The sequence below is a fragment of the Sphingobium sp. AP50 genome (assembly GCF_900109095.1).
Lineage (GTDB): Bacteria > Pseudomonadota > Alphaproteobacteria > Sphingomonadales > Sphingomonadaceae > Sphingobium.
This window is the reverse complement of sequence record NZ_FNYZ01000062.1, coordinates 1-1,427: the sequence shown is the minus strand read 5'-3', so window position 1 is coordinate 1,427 and position 1,427 is coordinate 1. Positions and strand designations below refer to the sequence as shown.

General features: G+C 59.5%; 1 protein-coding gene. It reads right to left on the bottom strand.

What is annotated here, in order from left to right:
• Nucleotides 1-160: 160 nt before the first annotated feature.
• On the bottom strand, nucleotides 161-1,375 hold the full coding sequence (locus BMY84_RS28850; protein ID WP_093088597.1) for an IS701 family transposase: 1,215 nt from the start codon (nucleotides 1,373-1,375) through the stop codon (nucleotides 161-163).
• Nucleotides 1,376-1,427: the final 52 nt, after the last annotated feature.

Genomic DNA, 1,427 nt, shown 5'->3' with positions numbered 1-1,427 from the left:
GCCTACCATTACAGTTGCATTTTAGACTTGATATGAGCGCGCCGTGCTGCAGCCTGATGCGCTCGTCTCCAGCATGACCAAGCGATGATGTAGGTGGGCTGGATACGACGCTGGGCCAGCTTGTTGGCGATCCGCCGGACCTCCTGGATTGACCAGCGGATCAGATCCTGATGGTCGGCATCCTCGGTCTTTTTGGGGGCGTCGCGTCGTTGGCGCGATACCGGATCACCGCCATCATGGCGAAGGCGAGCATCACGAGCGAGACGTGGCGGTGCCAGCCATGCCATGATCGGGTTTCGTTGTGATCAAGGCCGAGTTCATTCTTGGCGGTTTCGAAGCTGTCTTCGATTGCCCAGCGATGGCCTTCGACGGAAACAAGTTCCTGGATGCCCGTCCCGGCAGGGCACCAGGTTGTGAAGAAAGCGAGATCGCCGTCGCTGATATTGCGGCGGATCAGAAGGCCCCGGGTCCAAAGTCCCGATTTCGTCTCATCATATTCATCAGCTTCGAGATCGGCGAGTTCGCAGTAAGCCCAGTCATGAAGCCGCGCGCCCTTGGTTCCCTCGCCAGCAGACAGACGCTGCCATGCATCGGGTGCAAGATCGCTGGCAATCTCCTCCGCTTTGCCCGCGACCATAGGCTTGCCTGCCCATGAGCCGAAGTAATGATCGGATTTGACCCCGAGAACATAGCCTTTACAGGCTCGGCGCAGCGCGCCTTCTATGTCGCCAACGCCGTATACCGCATCGGCCGCCACCCAGGAAAAAGGTACATTTGCCGCCAGCGCGCGCCCGATCATATCGACAGCCAAAGCCGGTTTGGTGGCGAAGGCGATGGTCTCGGGAACATGTGTGGCAGCCAGCTTCGCTGGATCGCCTGTCCAACTCTTGGGCAAATAAAGCGCACGATCGATAAATGCATGACCCCGTGCCGACACATAGGCGGTGAACACCCCAATCTGGCAGTTCGTGATCTTGCCCGCCGAGCCGGTATATTGACGTGCAACCCCACAGGATGCCTTGCCCTGCTTGAGGAACCCGGTCTCATCAATGACCAGAACGGCGTCCTGTGTAGCGAGATTCTCGACAACATACTCCCGCACGATGTCGCGCAGCCCGTCCGCGTCCCAGCGCCCCCGGCCCAATATGGCCTGCTGTCGCCATGGCCCGGGATCTCCTGCCGCCTCAGCGCGCATCCAGCCCGTCTTGCGGCGCTCGTCGCCCAACAAACCATCCAGGAAGAGGTTCGCTGACGCTGCAACTCGCTCCTGGGTGAACAACGCCCGCATACGGGCCTTCACATCCCGCAGCGAAGACGCCCATAGCTCCAGTGTCGTTTCGATCGATGCGCCCGTCATCCACGGCCTCCTTACCATGGAGACCCATTGATTCAGAGTTTCAATCAATATGCAACTGTAATGCTAGGGC

Bases quoted from the DNA above. Each gene is read 5' to 3' on its own strand.
- BMY84_RS28850 (WP_093088597.1), bottom strand. From the start codon at position 1,375: ATGGTAAGGAGGCCGTGGATGACGGGCGCATCGATCGAAACGACACTG.